15 protein-coding genes are annotated in these 17,866 nt (G+C 37.4%); 9 read left to right on the top strand and 6 right to left on the bottom strand.

The features are described from left to right. Positions 1 to 65: 65 nt before the first annotated feature. Positions 66 to 2,834: a TonB-dependent receptor plug domain-containing protein gene (locus DEU40_RS16685; RefSeq protein WP_110010889.1), complete on the bottom strand. Its 2,769-nt coding sequence runs from the start codon at positions 2,832 to 2,834 to the stop codon at positions 66 to 68. A 418-nt stretch (positions 2,835 to 3,252) separates the two neighbouring features. Beyond that, a complete protein-coding gene (locus DEU40_RS16680) occupies positions 3,253 to 5,583 on the bottom strand; it encodes an ATP-dependent helicase (protein WP_110010888.1) in 2,331 nt (776 codons plus the stop codon). A 295-nt stretch (positions 5,584 to 5,878) separates the two neighbouring features. Between DEU40_RS16680 and DEU40_RS16675 the strand changes: the two genes are divergently transcribed. The 3 genes from DEU40_RS16675 (at position 5,879) to secG (ending at position 9,771) form a co-directional block, all read left to right on the top strand. Beyond that, on the top strand, positions 5,879 to 7,192 hold the full coding sequence (locus tag DEU40_RS16675) for a M16 family metallopeptidase (RefSeq protein ID WP_110010887.1): 1,314 nt from the start codon (positions 5,879 to 5,881) through the stop codon (positions 7,190 to 7,192). A gap of 52 nt (positions 7,193 to 7,244) precedes the next feature. After that, complete coding sequence (locus DEU40_RS16670; RefSeq protein ID WP_110010886.1) at positions 7,245 to 9,290, top strand: M16 family metallopeptidase; 2,046 nt, start codon at positions 7,245 to 7,247, stop codon at positions 9,288 to 9,290. Between the two features lie 133 nt (positions 9,291 to 9,423). Further along, positions 9,424 to 9,771: a preprotein translocase subunit SecG gene (gene secG, locus DEU40_RS16665; RefSeq protein ID WP_110010885.1), complete on the top strand. Its 348-nt coding sequence runs from the start codon at positions 9,424 to 9,426 to the stop codon at positions 9,769 to 9,771. A gap of 51 nt (positions 9,772 to 9,822) precedes the next feature. Here secG and DEU40_RS16660 read toward each other — a convergent pair whose 3' ends face one another. Beyond that, positions 9,823 to 10,662 (bottom strand): glycosyltransferase family 2 protein, encoded by an 840-nt coding sequence (locus DEU40_RS16660; RefSeq protein WP_110010923.1) that lies wholly within the window; start codon positions 10,660 to 10,662, stop codon positions 9,823 to 9,825. Continuing rightward, a complete protein-coding gene (recR, locus tag DEU40_RS16655; protein ID WP_110010884.1) occupies positions 10,658 to 11,269 on the bottom strand; it encodes a recombination mediator RecR in 612 nt (203 codons plus the stop codon). The genes DEU40_RS16660 and recR overlap by 5 nt, the downstream gene beginning before the upstream one ends. A 237-nt stretch (positions 11,270 to 11,506) precedes the next feature. Between recR and DEU40_RS16650 the strand changes: the two genes are divergently transcribed. From DEU40_RS16650 to DEU40_RS16630, 5 genes are all read left to right on the top strand, one after another. Next, a complete protein-coding gene (locus DEU40_RS16650) occupies positions 11,507 to 12,112 on the top strand; it encodes a hypothetical protein (protein ID WP_110010883.1) in 606 nt (201 codons plus the stop codon). Between the two features lie 23 nt (positions 12,113 to 12,135). Further along, positions 12,136 to 12,627 carry a hypothetical protein gene (locus DEU40_RS16645; protein WP_110010882.1) on the top strand — a complete coding sequence of 164 codons (492 nt, stop codon included), beginning with the start codon at positions 12,136 to 12,138 and terminating at the stop codon, positions 12,625 to 12,627. An 80-nt stretch (positions 12,628 to 12,707) separates the two neighbouring features. After that, positions 12,708 to 14,150: an aminoacyl-histidine dipeptidase gene (locus tag DEU40_RS16640; protein ID WP_110010881.1), complete on the top strand. Its 1,443-nt coding sequence runs from the start codon at positions 12,708 to 12,710 to the stop codon at positions 14,148 to 14,150. A 213-nt stretch (positions 14,151 to 14,363) separates the two neighbouring features. Then, positions 14,364 to 14,945, top strand: a complete 582-nt coding sequence (locus DEU40_RS16635) for a TIGR00730 family Rossman fold protein (RefSeq protein ID WP_110010880.1) — start codon at positions 14,364 to 14,366, stop codon at positions 14,943 to 14,945. Between the two features lie 17 nt (positions 14,946 to 14,962). Continuing rightward, complete coding sequence (locus DEU40_RS16630) at positions 14,963 to 15,331, top strand: hypothetical protein (protein WP_110010879.1); 369 nt, start codon at positions 14,963 to 14,965, stop codon at positions 15,329 to 15,331. A 64-nt stretch (positions 15,332 to 15,395) separates the two neighbouring features. Here DEU40_RS16630 and DEU40_RS16625 read toward each other — a convergent pair whose 3' ends face one another. Together DEU40_RS16625 and DEU40_RS16620 are read right to left on the bottom strand one after the other, a co-directional pair. Continuing rightward, positions 15,396 to 15,725 (bottom strand): 2Fe-2S iron-sulfur cluster-binding protein, encoded by a 330-nt coding sequence (locus tag DEU40_RS16625; protein WP_034697026.1) that lies wholly within the window; start codon positions 15,723 to 15,725, stop codon positions 15,396 to 15,398. A 12-nt stretch (positions 15,726 to 15,737) separates the two neighbouring features. Further along, on the bottom strand, positions 15,738 to 16,793 hold the full coding sequence (locus DEU40_RS16620; protein ID WP_110010878.1) for an NAD(P)/FAD-dependent oxidoreductase: 1,056 nt from the start codon (positions 16,791 to 16,793) through the stop codon (positions 15,738 to 15,740). Between the two features lie 153 nt (positions 16,794 to 16,946). Here DEU40_RS16620 and DEU40_RS16615 point away from each other — a divergent pair, with 153 nt between their 5' ends. Then, on the top strand, positions 16,947 to 17,717 hold the full coding sequence (locus DEU40_RS16615; RefSeq protein WP_110010877.1) for a DUF3108 domain-containing protein: 771 nt from the start codon (positions 16,947 to 16,949) through the stop codon (positions 17,715 to 17,717). The last annotated feature ends 149 nt before the right edge of the window (positions 17,718 to 17,866 follow it).

Genomic DNA, 17,866 nt, shown 5'->3' with positions numbered 1-17,866 from the left:
AAATAAAGAAAAAACAGTTCAGAAATTCTGAACTGTTTTTTTATAAGCACTATCTTTTGATTTATTTAAAAATTAAAATTAAGTCTTGCGAAGACATATCTACCATTCTGTCCAAACTGAGAAGTGGAACGGGAATAGATAAACTGATCATTATTAGTAGAAGCGGGAAGGTTTTTCGTTGGATAGATATCAAACAAATTGTTTACTCCTAAAGTCAGTCCTACATTTTTGGTAAACTGATAAGCAGCAGATAAATCCGTAATGATTTTATCTCCGATCTGCTGATGTTCGTTAAAATCAATGATTCCGTCTCCGTTCACATCAATAATATCAGCACCTGTTACTTTTCCGAAATAGGTATTTCTGAGATATAAACTTGCATTCTTCCATGAAAGGGTGTGAGAAAGACTCGCTTTTACTCTAGGCACAGCCTCTTCAAGATATACTCTTGATTTTTCAGAAAAATAAATCTTTTCAAGCGAAGGAGACTGCAGCAGTCCTGCAGAATGGATATCACCAACCTGTTTTGTTTTATTAAGGTTAATGGCAAAATTGTTATCCAACTTAAATCCAGAGAATCTGGCATTATGTGAAATTACAACGTCAACTCCTTTTGTTTCCGTATCAATGGCATTCGTAAAGAACTGCGCTGCATTGATTCCTAACTGATCATAAGCTTCCTGTGCTTTCTGAGGAACATTCGCTTTTAAGAACTGGTCTGTAAGAATAATACGGTTGTCAATTCTCGTGAAATATCCGTCTGCTGTAAAGGTAAGACTCGCTGAAGGAATTCTGTACGTAAATCCTACACTTGCTGATTTGGATGTTTCCTGCTTCAGTTTTGGCATATCCAAAAGCCCTGCAAGCTGAGAATCATTACTGAATGTTCCTACTTCCAAAAGCTGATTATTCGTAAATAATGTAGAGGTTACATTATAATAAATCTGGTGGATTGATGGCGCTCTGAATCCTGTAGATCCTGCAAATCTCACATTGAAATTAGGCGCTACTTTGATTCTTGAAGCCAGTTTATAATTGAATGTAGACCCGAAATCCGAATAGTTTTCATATCTGGCTGCTGCATCCACTAACAACCAGTTGGTAAAGTTGAATTCCACATCTGCATAGGCTGCTACCGACTGTCTGTTTTTATCGACTGCATTTCCAGGTTTAAACCCGTTGAATACCTGAGAACCTCCCGGAAGGGATGCTCCAAAAAAATCTGTAGGTCTTACAGAATTTCCGTTCCAAACATTTCCAGAAACATCATAGGTCGCATAAGAAGCTTCTTCTCCCTGGGTAATTTTAAAATTCTCATAACGGTGTTCTCCGCCGAAGGCAACGTTAATCCCTTCCCATACATCATATTTTTTAGAGAAATCTAAATTGATGGTATTCTGAGAAAACCTTAAACCTCCTGCATTAAACTCTCTTGGTGAAGCAAAACGCAAAGAAGTATTTCCTGTATTCTGAATATTATAGGTAAATGAATTCTGTCCGTATGTATTACTGAAATCAATATTCCAGCCTTCCCATTTTCCTTTGATTCCAGCTGCTAATGAGATATCCTGAATATCTGTTCCGATCTGTGGAAGGTAACCATTAGGATATAATCCTGTAAAAGTTCTGCTTTCACTTGGTCTTCTGTAAAATCCTCCGGAAGTTCCGTGTCTTATACTATAACCTCCAAAAGTATATACTTTCCAGTTGTCACTTACAGGAATCTCAGCATTCACAAAAAGCTGGTGATTGTTAAGCTTAGACTGCCCTACCTGCATATTAAAATCCTTTCTTGTCTGTCCTCTGTAAGCCAATTCCTGATCAGTGATATAATTAAGTTGATCTCTTGTAAAATTGGCAGATTTCAAAACATTCTGTAGCGCAGAAATAGTATTCGCTCCCTGGATTGAATTTTGCAAATCCTGAGAAAAATAATTTACATTCTGTGCATACTGATGGATATAATTCACAAGCTGCTGTGAATTGGGAGTATTATAGATATTCGTAAAAAGAGATGAAAGGTTCACTCCGTCATTCAAGGCACGTTGTTCAATGGCGTTATAAGCATTGTAAATAGGACCACTTTCTGTTCCTGCTCTGTACGTTGGATTTCTGAATTGTGAAGACCAGGTAATATTAAAGAACCCTCCTTTGGTTCCGATTTTATTCCCATAGTTTAAATCCAACTGAATATTTTGTCCGTCAAAATCTCCGGTGTGGTCATTAGCTGTTGGTGTAAGATTTCCTCCATAGCTTATCTGTCCTGCCAGTTTTCCTGTATCTCTTTTCAGGTCAAGGTTGATAACACCGGCAATAGCATCAGATCCGTATTGTGCAGCCGCTCCATCTCTTAATACTTCTATTCTGTTTAAAGCAAAAGAAGGAATGGCGTTCAAATCTGTACCAACAGTTCCTCTTCCAGGTGTTCCGTTGACGTTCACCAGTGCTGAAGTATGCCTTCTTTTTCCGTTAACCAAAACCAAAACCTGGTCTGGCCCCAAGCCTCTCAGCTGTGCAGGATCCAGGTGATCTGTTCCATCTGAATTCGTTTGAATGGTAGAAGTAAATGAAGGAGCAACCGCATTCAGAATTTGTCCGATATTGGTTTGTGGAAGGATAATAGAAGATTCTTTTACATTGAATACATCTACAGGAACCGGACTGTCTACTTTAGATCTGGCACCGGCTCTTGAACCCAGCACGACTACTTCTTCTACAGTATTGGTTTTTATGGTGTCTTTATTTGCTTTTATGCTGTCTTTTTCCTGTCCATAAGTAAATACACCGAGGAAAAATAAAACAGAGGCCGAAAGAATAGTTTTCTTATTTTTCATAGTTTAGAATTTTGATAACATTTATGTTTTTACAGGGTGCAAATGTAAAACTTATTTATTAGTCTACAAAACAGATAGACTTTGTTTTTATAAAAAATAGTTATCGTTTCTTTCTATCCCTTATTTAAAGTTATGATAATTTAAGAACATTTCAATAAAAAAACATTGTTTTATAGAAGGTTAACAGTAAAATAAATTTTGAAAAAACGCTATATGCGCTAAGAAATTCTTACTTAGTGATTATTTTTACGATCGCAAGGGCACTTCGTTCAGCAAGGAAAATTATCTCTGCTAAGTATACGCCTTTGCGATCGAAAAGATCTAAACACCGTAATAGCTACATTGTGAACTTAGCGCTTAAACAATAAAAAACGGACTCAAACTTTGAATCCGTTTCTTTGTATCTTTATTTTTAAATTTAAATCTTAGTCAGTTTAGCATATTTCAGGATCAGATTTTTTTCTCCTTCATGCATGAAAACTACTTTTGCTTTGATGTTCTGAGGATCTGTTCCGTCTAAGAAAGTAACTTCTCCTATTCCAAAACGGTCGTGTCTCACTTTATCTCCTACTTCAATATCCTGAGAAGAAGCTCCGCTTGGATTGATAATTTTAGCAGTGCTTACCGGTTTCAGCTTTCTGACTTCCGGAGCAGGTTTCGAAGTATCACCTCTGTCGATGGTCTTTTTCTCAACCTTTTTGAAAGATCTCATTTCAGATGGATGCTCATCAAAGATATTGGATTTCACTCCTGAATTATTGATAAACCTTTTTTCCAGCGCAGGATTAAGGAATTCAATATATTCATCATCAATTTCGCTTAAGAATCTTGAAGGTTCAGCATCTGTAATTTTCCCCCACTGAAAACGGGAAACCGCATAGGAGAAGAAAGCTTGCTTTTCTGCTCTTGTCAATGCCACATAAAATAATCTCCTCTCCTCTTCAAGGTCTTCTCTGGTTGCCGAGCTCATAAAGCTTGGGAAAAGGTTTTCTTCAAGTCCTACCAGGTGAACCACCGGGAATTCCAGTCCTTTTGAAAGGTGAATCGTCATCAGAGAAACCATATCATCTTCCAGTTCTTTATCCTGAGTATCTGCAGAAAGGGCAATATTTTCAAGGAAATTGGAAAGACTCGGATCTCCATCTTCAAGCTGCATCTGTTCTTCAATGAACCCCTGCATAGAGTTCATCAATTCCTGTACGTTTTCTACTCTGGAAATTCCTTCAGGAGTCTGATCATCTTTTAAAAACTTGATTAAACCGCTTCGCTTTGCCACTTCCATAGCAACACTGTAAGCCGTTTCTGTTTTCAGCAATACCTGAAAAGCTTTGATCATGGACCAGAAGTCATTCAGTTTGTTTAAAACTCCATTGTTCAAACCTAATTGCGGTGCATACATCGGAAGATTCTCCAATACTTTTGAAACAGCAATGTTGTGGGCATCAGCAAAAACGATCAGTTTATTCTGTGTCGTTTCTCCAATTCCTCTTGCAGGATAATTGATGATCCTCATCAATGCTTCAGAATCATTTTCATTGATCAGCAGACGAAGGTATCCAATAAGGTCTTTTACTTCTTTTCTTTGATAAAAAGAAAGTCCTCCATACACTTTGTACGGAATATTTTTACGTCTCAGGGCATCTTCAAAAGCACGTGTCTGAGAGTTGGTTCTGTATAAAATAGCAAAATCGCTGTATTTTCTCTGGTCACGGTTACGAAGTTCCCAGATATTTCCTGCCACGAAATTGGCTTCATCAGCATCGGAAAGGGAACGGTATATTTTAATTTTATCCCCTTCTTCATTATCACTGAACACATTTTTCTTAAATTGCTGCAGGTTTTTAGCGATGACCACATTAGCAGCGTTTACAATATTCTGTGTAGAGCGGTAATTCTGCTCCAGAGATACCGTTATAGCATCGGGATAATCTTTTTTAAAGTTTAAGATATTGTAGATATTCGCTCCACGGAAAGAGTAAATAGACTGTGCATCATCTCCTACCACACAGATATTTTCAAATTTCGAAGCCAAAGCTTTTACAATAAGATACTGGGAGTGGTTGGTATCCTGATACTCATCCACCATGATGTATCTGAATCTGTCCTGATATTTTGCCAGTACTTCCGGAAAACGGGTCAATAGTTCATTGGTTTTCAATAAAAGATCATCAAAATCCATAGATCCGTTTCTGAAACACTGATCTACGTATTTCTGATAAATCTGCCCGATGAATTTCATATTCGCTTTTTCATCCGCTTCCATCAGTTCCGGATTGTTGAAATAAGCTTTTACTGTAATCAGATTATTTTTGTATGTTGAAATTCTTGCCTGAACTTTTTTAGGTTTATAAAGATCAGCATCAATATTCATATCCTTCAGTACCTTTTTGATCACGTTCAAAGCATCCTGCTGATCATAGATGGTAAAATTGGAAGGATACCCAAGATAATGGGCTTCAATTCTTAAAATTCTTGCAAAAACCGAGTGAAAGGTTCCCATCCAAAGGCTTCTTGCATTGCTGTCCCCTACTACTTTGGCGATACGTTCTTTCATCTCACGTGCTGCTTTATTGGTAAAGGTAAGCGCCAGAATATTGAAAGGGTCTATTCCGTTGTGTATCAAATGGGCAATACGCATGGTCAGTACACGCGTTTTCCCGGAACCTGCTCCGGCAAGTACCATCAGAGGTCCTTGTAAAGAGGTAACAGCTTCATATTGTGATTCGTTGAGTCCTTTCAAATAGTCCATACAGCAAAAAAATTTTGGGAACACAAAATTAAGGTATTCGGAGGAGAATTCAAACTTTCATAGAGAAGTTAGGAATTTGAAGTATTCAGATAGTATTTGTCAATGGTCAATTTTGCTTCGCAAGTGAATTGCGAATGATTAGTCTTGGTCTCAAATCCCGCAACCCGAATCACGTAACAAATTGACAAGCGAAGCGAATTCACCATTCACTATTCACCGTCACCTTTATATTTATACACATTCTGTAACATTTAATTCACTTTTCATACTAATTGGTAAACAATTTCTAAATTTTATGAAAAAGCGACTTCTTTCTGCTGCTGCCGTAGCTTTTTTCGGGCTAATGCTGAATGCACAGCAAATCAAATTCGAAGAGTATGACCTTCCCAATGGTCTTCACGTAATTCTTCATCAGGATAACTCGGCACCGGTGGTAACAACAGGTGTAATGTACCATGTAGGTGCAAAAGATGAAGTAAAAGGCAGAACTGGTTTTGCTCACTTCTTTGAACACCTTTTATTCGAAGGAACTCCTAATATTAAGAGAGGAGACTGGTTTAAAATCGTTTCTTCAAACGGAGGGCAGAACAACGCCAACACGACCAATGACAGAACGTATTACTATGAAACATTCCCTTCCAACAATGAACAGCTTGGTCTTTGGATGGAGGCAGAAAGAATGCGTCACGCTGTTATCAACCAGATTGGTGTAGATACCCAGAGAGAGGTTGTAAAAGAAGAGAAAAGATTAAGAATGGATAACCAGCCTTATGGAAATCTTTTCACTACTATTCAGAAAAATTTATTCACAAACCACCCATACAACTGGCCGACAATCGGTTCAATGGAAGATCTGAACTCTGCTAAGTTAGAGGAATTCCAGGCGTTTTATAAAAAATATTACGTTCCGAATAATGCTACTTTAGTGGTTGCAGGAGATATCAAGCCTGAGCAGACTAAGAAATGGATCGAAACCTACTATGGAGGCATTCCAAAAGGAACCCTTTATCCAAAAGATTTCCCGAAAGAAACTCCTATCACTCAGGAAAAAGAAGTAACTGCTACAGATCCTAACATCCAGCTTCCGGCTTATGTGTTCGCATACAGAACTCCGGCTAACAAAGAGAAAGATGCTTATGTTTTAGATATGCTTTCTTCTTATTTAAGCAGCGGTAAATCTTCGGTTTTATATAAAAAATTAGTAGACCAGGACAAAAAAGCACTTCAGGTGGCTGCTTTCAACCAGGGACTTGAAGATTACAGTATTTTTGCCTTCTTCGCAATTCCAATGGGACAAACTACAAAACAGGCGTTACAGACTGACATTGATGCTGAAATCAAAAAGCTTCAGACTACTTTAATTTCTGAAGAAGATTATCAAAAACTTCAAAACCAATACGAAAACCAGTTTGTAAATGCCAATTCAAGCATTGAGGGAATTGCTGCTTCATTGGCAACCAACCATGTATTGATGGGTGATACGAATCTGATCAACAAAGAAATCGACATTTACAGATCTATCACCAGACAGGATCTTCAAAATGCTGCTAAAAAGTATCTTAATTCCAACCAAAGAATAATCATTAACTACGTTCCTGAGAAAAAGTAATTATTCAGCTTCTTAGGAGATAATATGATTATTAAAAATTAAATTTTTACAAATGAAAAAGCAATTAACATATATAGCTGCAGCATTTTTCTTTACAGGAATGGTTTCAGCACAAAAAATAGATCTTAATGCAATGCCAAAACCAGGACCTACTCCCGCGATTAACATTGCGAAGCCAAAAACTTTCCAGCTAAGCAACGGTCTTACCGTAATGGTGGTTGAGAACAACAAATTACCAAGAGTAAGTGCCAGCCTTTCTATGGACAGACCTCCATACAACGAAGGAGCAGTAACCGGAGTAAGCGGAATTATGGCTGAGCAGTTCGAAAACGGAACTACCAATATCAGCAAAGACGACTTCAACAAAAAAGTAGATTATCTTGGAGCAAACCTTAATTTCTCTTCGGGAGGTGCTTCTGCCAATTCACTTTCAAAATATTTCCCTGAAGTTCTAGGTTTAATGGCTGATGCCATTATTAATCCTAAATTTTCTGCTGAAGAAATTCAAAACTCTAAGGAGAGAACGATTGAAGGATTAAAAGCTGATGAAAAAAATGCTTCTTCTATTGCTGAAAGAGTATCCAACGCTTTGATGTATGGGAAGAATACGTCAAGAGGTGAGTTTGAAACGGTTGAATCTATCAGCAAAATCCAGCTTGCTGACGTACAAAATATTTATAAAAAATACTACGCTCCGGATAATGCTTATTTAGTAATTGTAGGAGACGTAAAGTTTGACCAAGTAAAACCTTTGATCGAAAAAGCTTTCAGTGGCTGGAAAAAAGCAAACACTCCTATTACACCATTAGAACCTGCTTCTAATGTTGCTAAAACAGAGATTAACGTAGTAGATGTTCCTTCTGCAGTACAGTCTGTTGTTTCTTTAAACAACCTGAACACCCTGAAAATGAAAGATGCCAACTACTTCCCTGCTACAATCGCCAATTACATCCTTGGTGGTGGCGGTGAAGCCAGACTTTTCATGAACCTTCGTGAGAAAAACGGATTTACCTATGGGGCTTACTCAGAAATGGTGGCCAGCAAGTATTCTCCACAATTCTCTGCGAGTGCAAGTGTAAGAAATGAGGTTACAGACAAAGCTGTTAAGGAATTCATGAATGAACTTAATGCGATCTCTACCATAAAACCAGAAGAATTAGCGAACGCTAAAGCTAAATTAAAAGGAGCATTCATTCTTGCCCTGGAACAACCTGCCAATATCGCAAGATTTGCTTTAAACCTGAAGGTTCAGGATTTACCTGCTGATTTTTATACCAATTACTTAAAATCTATTGATAAGGTAACTGCAGCAGATGTTTCCAATGCCGTAAAAGCTACCATCCTACCCAACCAGAGCAGAATTTTCATTGCTGGTAAGGCATCTGATATTTCTGAAGGATTGGAAAAACTGGGTTATCCTGTAAAATATTTCGATAAAGAAGCCAACCCCGTTGCAAAACCAACTGTACAAAAAGTGGATGCTAATATAACCGTTTCAACTGTTGTTGACAAGTACATCAATGCTATCGGAGGAAAAGCTAATCTGGCGAAAATCACGTCTTATACAACCAATGCTTCCATGTCTATGCAAGGGCAAAACATCGATTTTAAAATCGTTAAAGCACAAGGCGGAAAAGAACTTACCACGGTAACTGCAATGGGACAGGTTGTTCAGAAGCAGGTATTCGACGGGAAAACCGGCTATTCTATGCAAATGGGACAAAAGGTTGACATCACACCGGAGGAAATTGCTGAAAAACAAAAAAATCCTGAGATTTTCGAAGAATTGGGGTTTGCAAAATCTCCCGACTATAAATTAGGAGGAATCGAGAAAATCGGCGGGGAAGATTCTTATGCTATTAAAGGTGGAAATACTACGTATTACTACAGTGTGGCAACGGGATTAAAAACCGGAGAGACTAAAAAAATAAAAGCTAAAGGTCAGGAAATGACCATTCCGACAACCTACTCTAATTATAAAGATGTAGAAGGCGTAAAAATGCCTTTCACGATCTCTGTAAGCCAGATGGGAATGGATATGACCATGACTGTAAAGTCTTATGAGATCAATAAGGCTACAGATGCTGATTTTAAATAATAACATCCTATTTTTATAGAAAGAACGGCAACAAATGTTGCCGTTTTTATTTTTATCAACATTTGGCGGTATCTTTTTTTGTAATTCAGTAAAAAAAGATTAAATTTGCCCATTCAAAAAGATATCAGAATTAATGGATACTATATTTACACTATTGATGGTTCTTATTATGATTGCCAGTGTCTTATTGGTAATTATTGTTATGGCACAAAATCCAAAAGGAGGAGGCCTTTCCAGTACATTCGGAGGTGCATCATCTGCACAGTTCGGGGTACAGAGAACCAATGATTTCATGGAAAAAGCAACATGGACTCTGGGCGGAACTATCATCGTTCTTATCCTTTTAAGCGTTGTTATTACAGGTAAGCCTTCTCAGGCACTTCCTACACAACAGCCTGCTAAGAAAGAGGCTCCGGCAAAACAGTCAGCTCCTGCTTCTTCCACAACCACTCCGGCACAGACTCCTGCACCGGCAAAATAAGAAGAATATCATCTTACATACAACAAAAGCAACTCAAATTGAGTTGCTTTTTTATTTTAACCTGATCTTTTCAATCTGATGCCGAAGCTTTAATCCTGCCTTTAAAAATGAATACTGTACAGGCTTCGATTCTTTATAATATTTATCAATAAAGATCTGCATGGCTCCGTAAAATCTGTTGAGGTATACTTCATCTTTAATGGTACTTTCCCCTTTGTGATGAAGAATTGAAACTTTCCCGTAATAGAAGTTTTGATATCCGTTTCTTAAAAAAGTATAACAGAGATCAATATCTTCTCCATACATAAAATAAGCTTCATCCAATCCTCCTATTGCCTCGTAAACATCTTTTTTAGCCAATAAAAATGCTCCGGTGATTACTTCCACTTCAGCAATAGCATTTTCTTCTACATCGTTTCTGTAATAGGATTTCGAGTTGTTCTTTTTAAAATTGGTAAACAGCTTTTCAAATGAATTGAACATATCCGGAACCGATCGCTTGCTTTCAGGAAGAAAATTTCCTCCGGCATCATGCATTCTCACCCCCAGACATCCGAATGAAGGCTGTGCATCTGCAAAATCCAGCAGTTCTTTCATGTAAAACCCTTCAAATTCCGTATCAGGATTCAAAAGCAAAATATATTCTCCTTTTGCCTTCCGGACAGCCTGGTTATTTGCTTTTGCAAAACCACCATTTGTTGCAGAAGATATAAAATGTACGTTGGGAAATTCAGAAATAAGATCTCGCCATGAGCTATCCGCAGAAGCATTATCAATGACAATCACCTCATAATCTATATCCTGTACATACTTCCGGAGCGACAGTAGGCAGCTTCTGAGCAATTGGGTAACATTATAATTAACAATAATAACGGACAACTTCATATTAATCCTTTTCGTTGTAAGGCAGTCTGTTGATAATAGATCTCCCCAAAGAAATTTCATCTGCATATTCCAGTTCATCCCCTACAGAAATTCCTCTTGCAATGCTGGAAAAATTCACATTGAAACTTTTAAATTTCTTGTAAATATAATAAGCCGTTGTATCTCCTTCCATCGTAGCACTCAGTGCGAAAATAAATTCCTTTACCTGTCCGTCATTCAGTTTTTTTTCTATGCTTGGAATATTCAGCTGGCCTGGCCCTACTCCTTCCATGGGAGAAATTTTCCCGCCAAGAATCAGATATTTCCCGGTGTATTTTCCTGTATTTTCTATGGCAATCACATCCCGTACATCTTCAACGATACAAATCAGTTCGCCATTTCTCTTTTCATTGCTGCATATTTCACAGATGTCAAAATCCGAAAAATTATGACATTCTTTGCAGTACTTTATTTCATTAACAAGATTAATCAGGGAGTTGCCAAGGCTTACAGCTCGGGAATTGGGCTGCTTTAGCAAATGTAATGCTAATCTCAGAGCCGTTTTCCTGCCAATTCCAGGCAGCCCGGAAATTTCATCTACTGCCTTTGCCAATACTTTACTAGGGTAATCCATAAGTACAAAAATAAGGATTAAAGTTGATAATTGATAGTGAATCGTGAATGGTCAATTCACTTCGTTTGTGAATTTGTATAAAGTGATTATTGACTATTGACTTTGCGCAGCAAAAATTGACAATTGACCATGAAATTAATGTCCCATTATGATATTTTATATTTCCCGTGTACCTGAGAACACTAAAAAAACCTTTATATTTGCGCCTTAAATTAAATATGAAAAAAATAAACTGATATGGTACTTAACAATCTTAATTATCCTCTGGATTTCAAATTCAAAATCACTACTTTAGCAAGTGACTTCAACATTACTGACAAAAACGGAAATTATGTGGCATATGTTCGTCAGAAAATGTTCAAGTTAAAAGAAGATGTTATCGTCTTTAATGATGAAAGCAAGTCTAAGGAACTTTTCAGAATTAAAGCTAACCAATGGATTGATTTCAACGCTTCTTATTCTTTGAACGACCTCATCGACAACAAAAACTTCGGCAGGCTGGCAAGAAAAGGAATGCGTTCTATCTGGAAAGCAAGTTATGATATCCTGGATGCACATGATCAGCCTAAGTTTAAAATTCAGGAAGACAGTGCATGGGTAAGATTCTGGGACAGCTTTGTAGGAGAACTTCCTATCATCGGGATGTTTACAGGGTATTTCCTTAATCCATCTTACACCGTAACAGGAATTGATGGAAAGGCTTATTTTAAGCTTAAAAAAATGCCTTCATTCTTCGGAAGAAGATTTCAGCTGGACAGACTGATTGATATTGATGATGAGGAAGAAAGCCTGGTAATCCTTTCTTTGTTGATGATGACACTTCTTGAAAGAGCAAGAGGATAAACAAATAATAAAACCACAAAGACATGAAATATGTAATCATTGTATTTTCCGCATTTCTATTAGTAGCTTGTAAAAAGGAAAAAGAAACTGTGTCAGGTTCTGCTCCTGCTGATTCTTTACATATCACTAAAGATACTGCTTCTATCGGACCTTCTTCAGGAAATATTCTGGTGGGAACCATTCCGTTTCCAAAAGAAATCAAAGAATGTTCATGCTATTTTGCAGCCAGCAAATCTGATTTTGAAAATGAAAGATATATCTATGCGGATGATGCCGGAAAAACAGCATACATGATGCTTGACGGTAAAAGACTGGCGATGAATCTCATTTCATCAAGTGACATGGAAGTAGATGAATTGCTTACCAAGGAAATAGAAAATGATGATTACAAAATTTCTGTAAAAGGTAAAAAAATAAAGGGCGAAGAAGCTTTACTGTTTGAAGGAACTCTGACTATAGAGAAACCGGACGGAACTACATTTACCACTCCGATCTATGGAGAATGCGGATGTTAATAAAGCTAAATCCTACAAAAATGCTTCTGTATCTCACGGAAGCATTTTTTATTTCGTAAATTTGAGAAAAATAAATTTCAATGGAATTATCTAATATAGAACCGCAGATTATATGGAAAAATTTCTCCAGATTAAATGCTGTTCCAAGACCTTCAAAAAAGGAGGAAAAAGTAATAGCTTTTATCAAAGGATTTGGTGAAAATTTAGGACTGGAAACTACGGTAGATGAAGTAGGAAACGTTATTATTAAGAAACCAGCCACGGCAGGAATGGAAAACCGTAAATCTATTGTGCTTCAATCGCACCTTGATATGGTTTGCCAAAAAAACAATGATGTGAATTTCGATTTTGAAACCGAAGGAATCAAAATGGAAATTGACGGTGACTGGGTAAAAGCAAAAGGAACTACTTTGGGCGCTGATAATGGTTTAGGAGTAGCAACCATCATGTCTATCCTTGAGAGTTCAGATATTCCACACCCTGCATTGGAAGCTCTTTTCACGATTGATGAAGAGACTGGAATGACAGGTGCTTTAGGATTAAAACCAGGACAATTGACAGGACAAATTCTTTTGAATCTTGATACGGAAGAGGATGATGAAATTGATATTGGCTGTGCAGGAGGTGTAGACGTGACAATCACTCAAACCTATGCTGCAGAAACTTCAAAAGGACAAATTGTAAGACTTGAAGTAAAAGGGCTACAGGGTGGACACTCCGGAATGGACATCCATAAAGGTTTCGGAAATGCCAATATCATTTTGGGAAGACTTCTGTATACAGGATTGGAAAACCAGAATATTGAATTGATCTCTATCGACAGCGGAGGGTTGAGAAATGCTATCCCAAGAGAAGGAGTTGCTGTAATTTCAGTGAGAAATGCTCAGGAATTTATTGAAAATGTAACGGTTCTTAAAAAAGAGATCTTAGAAGAATTTGCTGCTGTAGAACCGGGAATCCAGATCAATATTGAAAACTCTACGTCTTCCGACAAAGCGATTTCAGAAGCAGATTCAAAAAAAGTGATCCTTACTTTAAAGGCTCTTCACAACGGAGTATACAGAATGAGCCCTGATGTGGCTGATCTTGTAGAAGCGTCTAACAACGTAGCAAGAGTAGAACTGAAAGGCGGGGAACTTAAGATTTTAAACCTTACAAGGTCTTCTGTAGATTCTTCGAAATATTCAGTGGCAGAGCAATTGAAATCGGTAGCAGAGCTTGCTGGAATGAATGTTGAATTCAGCGGTTCATATCCGGGATGGAAGCCAAAACCTGGTTCAGAGATTGTACAGCTGATGGAGAAACTTTATATTGAAAAGTTCACTGAAAAACCTCATGTAGTAGCTTGTCATGCTGGACTTGAATGTGGAATCATCGGTGCCAACTATCCTGAAATGGAAATGGTAAGCTTTGGACCAACCATCAGAGGAGCGCACTCTCCTGATGAAAGAGCGAATATTCCTTCAACTCAGAAATTCTGGAGTTTCCTGAAAGATATTTTAGCGAATATCCCTCAGAAATAGAACATTAAAATAACGATATTAATATCCAAAGTCTTATGATTTTGGATATTTTTAGTTTTAATGAATATATTTAATTAATTATAAAAATGCTTCGACAGGCTCAGCATGACGCGGCTAAAAATTTATCTCTAAAAAAAGCAGTTAGTATTAGAGATGTCATGCTGAGCTTGTCGAAGCACCCCAGCAATAGAATAAAAAAACAAATCATATACAATGAAAAGTATCACCGTATTCTGCGGCTCAAGTTTTGGCTCGCACGACATTTACAAAGAACAGGCATTTTTATTGGGACAAACTTTAGCTCAACAAGGGATACAGCTTATTTATGGCGGTGCTGATGTGGGTTTGATGGGAACAATAGCAGACGGAGCATTAACCGAAGGAGGCAAGGTTATTGGAGTCCTTCCCCACTTTTTACAATCCAAAGAAATTGCCCACAAGAACCTGACAGAACTTATCATCGTGGAAACCATGCACGAAAGAAAAACCAAAATGAATGAACTTTGTGATGGAGTTATCGTTCTTCCCGGCGGCTATGGTACATTGGAAGAGTTTTTTGAGATGGTCACCTGGGCACAGCTCGGGCTTCACAAAAAACCAATCGGAATTCTGAATATTGACGGATTTTATGATGATCTGATCAATCTGGTTCAAACCATGGTGGATAAAGGATTTTTAAAGCAAATAAACAGAGATATGCTGCTGATCAGCGATACCATTGGTGGCCTGCTGGAAAAGATGAGAAATTACCAGGCCCCTATGGTTGGGAAATGGATTTCTAAGGAGAAAATTTAAGTTTTATAGTCTTTCACATGAATAACTACAACGTTAATAAAGAAATGCTCGGAGTTGCCACAGTATTTGTAACTATATTCGTTATTGTTCCTGCTCTTTCTTCTTATTTTATGGAAGATTGCAAGGCTTCTATGGAAAGAGTTAAGAAGCAAAAATGTAAAATTAGAGTCGAAAGCATTGAAGGTATAAAATCTATTAAATTAAAGGGAACTATTCCTGAAAGCATTCTACCTTGTGAATGCTATGACAACGGCCAATGGTGGATTTCCTATAAAGATGAAATAGAACTGGGAGATTACTTTATAAAGAATGAAGGTGAAAGTTACTTAGAAATCATTAAAGAAGACACTCTAATCAGACACGAGTATATATGTTCTCAGAAATAAATATAAAAACAAAACCCGTCCGGAAAATCCGGACGGGTTTCTTATTAAGATTAAAAAATATTTTCTAAGGATAAGGAGCAATTTCCACTTCGAGCCCTTCCATGGCATCGGCAATATGTAACTGACATCCTAATCTGCTGTTGTCTTTCACGTGGAAAGCTTCAGCCAGCATGGCATCTTCTTCATCTCCCATTGGTTCCAGACCCGGATCATTGATTACATATACCTGGCATGAAGCACACATCGCCATTCCTCCGCATACCCCAATAGTACCTTCTTCTGCCAATTCATAGGAACGGATAATTTCCATTAAATTCATGGACATATCCGTAGGCGCTACGACATCGTGGGTTACCCCTTCTCTGTCGGTGATTTTAATATTAACGTCTGACATAATTCTGCAAAATTAGTCAATTTTTTTCACAACTGCCTTCTCTGCTTCTTTACGGCTTCCGTCAAATCCGTCTACACCACTTACCGTTGTATATTTTAATACGAATTTTTTACCAGGATTTAATCTGTTGTAAACACTCTGACACATTAAAGTAGCCTCGTGGAAACCACAAAGGATCAACTTTAATTTACCTGGATAGGTGTTGATATCCCCGATAGCGTAGATACCATCAATGTTAGTTTGATAATCAAGAGCATTGTTTACAACGATTGCATTTTTTTCGATATTTAATCCCCAGTTTCCGATCTCACCCAATTTTGGTGTCAATCCGAATAAAGGAATGAAATAATCAGTTTCAATATCATAAGCATCCTGTCCTTCCACTTCTACCGTGATGGCTTCTACTTTTCCGTCACCTTTAATACCGGTAACTTCAGCAGGCGTAATTAATTTGATTTTTCCCTGGTTTTTCAGATCCTGAACTTTCTCTACAGAATCCAAAGCTCCTCTGAATTCATTTCTTCTGTGGATCAAAGTTACTTCACTGGCAACATTGGAAAGGAAGATGCTCCAGTCTAACGCAGAGTCACCTCCACCAGCAATCACCACTTTTTTATTTCTGAAGTGTTCAGGTTCTTTAACGAAATATTCAAGACCTTTTTCTTCATAGTCAGCAATATTTTCAAAAGTAGGTTTTCTTGGCTCAAAAGTCCCTAAACCTCCTGCAATGGCAATCGCTTTACATCTGTGAACGGTTCCTTTGTTGGTAATTACCTCAAACCATTCATCGTCTATTTTTGTATAAGAAACAGCGGTCTCCCCTAAAGTAAATCCAGGCTGGAACTGCTTGATCTGCTCCATCAGATTATCCACCAATTCTCCGGCATTCACAGAAGGATAACCAGGGATATCGAAAATAGGTTTTTTAGGATAAAGTTCAGCCAATTGCCCTCCCGGCTGTGGAAGTGCATCAATAATATGACACTTCATTTTTAATAAACCAGCTTCAAAAACTGCAAAAAGTCCTGTAGGTCCCGCACCTATGATCAATATATCAGTGGTTATCATAATCTTTAAGATAATTTAATTATACATGTAACTGCAAATTTACTAATTTTAATGCGAAGCATATTTAATTGATTCTAAATAAAAACCTGAGATTTGTCAAATATCTATCTTTTAAGATTTTAAATTTGGCAATATTTTTGTAAAAGTCTTGTTATGAATAAACTTTTGAACCTTTTTGCTGTATTTATATTCTTTTTAGGCTCGGCCCAGATTGATAATATCGCAGATGGCGAATCTATTACTCTTAGAATTCACTATGGTTTCCTTAATGCGGGAACTGCCAATCTTACTACCAAGCAAACCACCTACAAAGGAGTACCACATCTCTATGTGAAAGGAACAGGACAAACTACAGGTGCCGTAAAAGCATTCTTCAAAGTAGAAGATTTATATGAAAGTTTCATCAATACACAGACGGGATTACCAAGCTTTTATGTAAGAAATGTACGTGAAGGAAGTTACCGCCAGCATTTTGAAACCGTTTTTAATCACGATAACAACACTTTAATTTTAACAGATAAAAAGACACCGGCCAATGGTTCTAAAGTTCTGAAATCAGTAAAAGGGGTTCAGGATATGCTTTCCTGCTTTTATTATTTAAGAAGTAAAAGTCCCGATGAATTGAAAGTAGGAACGGTTATCAATATGAATGTGTGGATTGATGATGAAATGTTTCCTTTCCAGCTGAAAGTAACAGGAACAGAAAATTTAAAAACCAAATTTGGAACTATTAACTGTTTAAAAATTATTCCTTCTGTAAAAAGCGGAAGAGTGTTTAAGGAAAAAGAAGGCGTAACCATGTGGGTTTCCAATGATTCCAACCACATTCCTATGCTGTTGAAGGCTGAACTTGCAGTAGGATCACTGAAAGCCAGCATTGATGATTACAAAAATGTGAAGTACCCTTTAAAGTTCACTAAATAACAATCCTTATTTTTAAAGATATAGCCTGTAAATTTTACAGGCTTTTTTTCATTTCTTATGTAATATATTCTTAACACAGATTGTCTTTATAATAGAGGCAGGCTAAAGAGCCGCAGCATGTCAATACTTCAATTCAACAGATCCGAAGT

The sequence above is a fragment of the Chryseobacterium sp. AG844 genome, assembly GCF_003182335.1.
Lineage (GTDB): Bacteria > Bacteroidota > Bacteroidia > Flavobacteriales > Weeksellaceae > Chryseobacterium > Chryseobacterium cupriresistens.
Note: the sequence above shows the minus strand (reverse complement) of the source record. Positions and strands in the feature narration are given on the sequence as shown.